Source organism: Kaistella sp., assembly GCF_049588135.1.
GTDB lineage: Bacteria > Bacteroidota > Bacteroidia > Flavobacteriales > Weeksellaceae > Kaistella.
In genome coordinates this window covers 1-3,465 of the sequence record NZ_JBAVFG010000022.1, presented here as the reverse complement: position 1 = coordinate 3,465, position 3,465 = coordinate 1, and the positions used below count along the sequence as shown (strand labels likewise).

The following is a 3,465-nucleotide window of genomic DNA, read 5'->3' as shown; positions in this document are numbered from 1 at the left end:
ATATATGGCGGATTCTTTCTCCAAAAAAGAAAACTTTAAGAAAAAACTTCAGAAGCAAAAAGAAAAAGCGATGCGCCGTGAGGAGCGCAAAGAAAGCAATGATAAAGGAAAAGGTTTAGACGACATGATTATGTACGTCGATATCAACGGGCAATTTACAAGCACGCCTCCTGATAGAAACAATGAAAACAATATTGAACTGGACAACATTCAGTTAGGTGCAGCTCCAATTGAAGCTGAAAACCCTATAAAATCAGGAATCATTACTTTTTTAAGTGAAAAAGGGTATGGTTTTATTACCGAAGATAAAAACAAAGAAAACATTTTTTTCCACAGCAATAATTGTGAAGAAATGGTAAAGAAAGGTAATAAAGTTTCCTTTGAAATTGAAAAATCTCCAAAAGGACTTTCTGCGATAGACATCAAAGTAGTCAAGTAAATCTCAAATAAAAAAAGCTTCGAAAGAAGTAGTCATGGTCGGAAGAAAATCTTCCGATCATGATTAGCTACGAAAGGAGCTTTTTTATTTAGTCTCTAATTTAATCTTCTCACTTCAACTTTTGCATATTATTAAAGAAGAGTTTTTTATTAATGGCAGATTCAAGTTATAAATACAACATTATCGCTTTTGTTCAGTTTTTGTGCGAGTACTTCATTGGACGATTTAAAGACAAATCTTTTTCGTGGTCTGTTGTTTAAAATATTTACAACCCAATTTATTTGCTCTTGGGTAAAGTGATGAAAAAAAATCAGCAAATAATTTTGCTTAAATAAAAAATAATTCTATATTTGCACACCAATTAAAAAAAGCCCGGTTGGCGGAATTGGTAGACGCGCTAGACTCAAACTCTAGTATCGCAAGATGTGCCGGTTCGATTCCGGCACCGGGTACCAAAAACCTCTGTAATCATTGATTAACAGAGGTTTTTTTTATGTTTTTTTTGAACTTTTGAATACCTCGATAAATTTAGCCTGAAAAAAATATTCCAGCATTATTTAAATCCTTCCAAAATCTCTTCTAGGGTTACCTTTCCGAAAAATTCGGTTAAGTTTAAAGAAGATAAGATATGCTCCAAATTAATGATTTCATGTTTCTGACCGATGAGCTGCTCTTCTAATAATTCAATGGGTTTTGATGCAAAAAAGTCACCGAAAATTTTCGTTTTTTCAATAATACCATGTACCACATCCAAATGGACTTCAATAAACCCCGCGGGTATTTTTATTGCTTTCTTAAAATTGTAGTTCGGTGAAAATCCGAAATTCCAATCCCAAGTTTCATATTTTTCGGTCATTAGTTTTTCAATCCCATCTAAATCTTCTTCGGTAAATTCATAGCGTTGTGCAGTAGGATTATTTTTTATAATTTCTTCTGTAAGCCACTGTTTTAGTTCGTTGGTTGTTGTATCTTTCGGTAAATAGTCGATGAGGTTTGTTACGCGTGAGCGATTGGATTTTATGGCTTTATCAATGAATTTAAGGGGGTTTACTTTCAGGGCTTCTCCCAATACTTCCATTTCCGAATTCAAGAGAATGGTGCCATGTTGAATCATTTTGCCATGTCTAGCGAGCTTAGCATTACCACTGAATTTTTTACCATCTACCAGTAAATCGTTGCGACCTTGTAATACGGCAGGAACACCGTGAGCATTCAGCAGTGTAAGAACTGGTTGCGTAAAAATAGAAAAATCCATGAAATCATGTTGACCCAGAAGGGTATGAAAGGAAAAATTCAGGTTGCCAGAATCATGATATACTGTTCCGCCACCAGACATGCGCCGCACGACTTTGATGTTTTTTTCGTTTACATAATCCAAATTTATTTCTGCCAAAGTATTCTGAAATTTTCCCACAATAATGGAGGGAGCATTTACATATAACAGAAATATATCCTCGGTCGGAAAATGCTTGAGTAAATATTCTTCGGAGGCGATATTAAAATAAGCATTCTGAGACGGCGAATCGATAAGCAGCATAATTGGTTCTTTCCTGCAAAAATAAGTGTTTTTTTTATAAAAGATAACAATTACAGAATTGAGCAATGGAAGGCTAAGTGAAACATTCTAGTGCGAAAGAATTGGTTTTGAACGGCATTGTTGAAAAAATTTCATCAGTACCCGACCAGAATGAAATTTATTTTTTTTGCGAGGGAAAAACGGAGGAGAAAATAGTAAGAACGGAGGACTGAAATATCTGCCTAAATAAGAATGGTTGATTTAAAAATTAAACCTATATTTAACTTTCCAAAAAAATATACACATGAAAAACTCTAAGTATTTATTACTTCCACTTGCATTTGTACTTTTACAAAGTTGTGCCGCCAATCTTTCTTATTCGGGTTCGCCGTTTAAAAAATCGTATGAATCGATTACCTCTGATGAATTGAAAACGAATCTTTATATTGTTGCTTCAGATGAAATGGAAGGACGAGATACGGGAAGTGAAGGTCAGAAAAAAGCCGGAAAATATTTGATTGAACAATATCAGAAAATGGGAATTTTTCATCCGAAATCAATGTCTTCTTATTACCAGATTATCCCGAAAGAAGCCTTAAGTGGAAGAAGAGGGAATTTGCCAGAATCAGAAAATATTTTAGCCTTTATCGAAGGTTCAGAAAAACCAGAAGAAATTATTGTGATTTCTGCCCACTACGATCATATCGGAATGAAAAATGGAGAAATTTATAACGGAGCCGATGATGACGGAAGTGGAACAGTTGCTGTTCTGGAAATAGCGAAAGCGTTTCAAATGGCTAAAAAATCTGGAAATGGTCCGAAACGGTCGATTTTATTTTTACATGTTACGGGAGAAGAACATGGACTTTTAGGCTCGAAATATTATGCAGATCACCCGATTTTCCCAATGGCAAATACAATGGTAGATTTAAATATCGATATGATTGGAAGATGTGATGCAGCTAACTGCGGAAAAGATTACGTATATGTAATCGGTTCGGAAATGTTGAGTTCTGAATTAAAGAAAATTAATGAACAGGCAAATAAAGAAACCGTCAATTTAGAACTGAATTACAAATACGATGATCCGAATGATAAAGACCGATTGTACTATCGATCAGATCATTACAACTTTGCCAAAAATGGGGTTCCAGTGATTTTTTATTTTGATGGAATTCACGAAGATTATCATAAACCAAGTGATACGCCAGATAAAATCGATTATGTTGCTTTGAGAAAACGAACGCAATTGGTATTCGCAACCGCATGGGAATTGGCGAATAGAAAAGACAGAATTGTGGTGGATAAGAAATAAGTATAATGGGTCGTAAATTACTCATTACTCATCAAGAAAGTAGCTTCACCGGGAATCGAACCCGGATCTAAAGTTTAGGAAACTTTTGTTCTATCCGTTGAACTATGAAGCCAGAAATGAATTCAAATTTAGGATTTCTTCTTTAGAATATTGCATTCGTTTTCGAAATATTCTGAAAAGTATCTACCCAAAAAG

3 protein-coding genes and 2 tRNA genes are annotated in these 3,465 nt (G+C 34.6%); 3 read left to right on the top strand and 2 right to left on the bottom strand.

Annotated elements, in window-relative coordinates; translation table 11 throughout:
• Positions 1–4 precede the first annotated feature (4 nt).
• Both WBY99_RS01380 and WBY99_RS01375 read left to right on the top strand, forming a co-directional pair.
• Positions 5–439: a cold shock domain-containing protein gene (locus WBY99_RS01380; RefSeq protein WP_423974555.1), complete on the top strand. Its 435-nt coding sequence runs from the start codon at positions 5–7 to the stop codon at positions 437–439.
• Between the two features lie 370 nt (positions 440–809).
• A tRNA-Leu gene (locus tag WBY99_RS01375) sits at positions 810–894 on the top strand.
• Between the two features lie 98 nt (positions 895–992).
• On the opposite strand, the gene WBY99_RS01370 is transcribed toward WBY99_RS01375, so the two are convergent.
• Positions 993–1,976 carry a lipoate--protein ligase gene (locus WBY99_RS01370; RefSeq protein ID WP_423974554.1) on the bottom strand — a complete coding sequence of 328 codons (984 nt, stop codon included), beginning with the start codon at positions 1,974–1,976 and terminating at the stop codon, positions 993–995.
• 283 nt (positions 1,977–2,259) lie between these two features.
• Between WBY99_RS01370 and WBY99_RS01365 the strand changes: the two genes are divergently transcribed.
• The gene (locus tag WBY99_RS01365) at positions 2,260–3,270 is read left to right on the top strand and encodes a M28 family metallopeptidase (RefSeq protein WP_423974553.1); all 1,011 of its coding nucleotides are present in this window, start codon (positions 2,260–2,262) and stop codon (positions 3,268–3,270) included.
• Between the two features lie 40 nt (positions 3,271–3,310).
• Here WBY99_RS01365 and WBY99_RS01360 read toward each other — a convergent pair.
• A tRNA-Arg gene (locus WBY99_RS01360) sits at positions 3,311–3,382 on the bottom strand.
• Between the last annotated feature and the right edge of the window lie 83 nt (positions 3,383–3,465).

Bases quoted from the DNA above. Each gene is read 5' to 3' on its own strand.
- WBY99_RS01380 (WP_423974555.1), top strand. From the start codon at position 5: ATGGCGGATTCTTTCTCCAAAAAAGAAAACTTTAAGAAAAAACTTCAG.
- WBY99_RS01370 (WP_423974554.1), bottom strand. From the start codon at position 1,976: ATGCTGCTTATCGATTCGCCGTCTCAGAATGCTTATTTTAATATCGCC.
- WBY99_RS01365 (WP_423974553.1), top strand. From the start codon at position 2,260: ATGAAAAACTCTAAGTATTTATTACTTCCACTTGCATTTGTACTTTTA.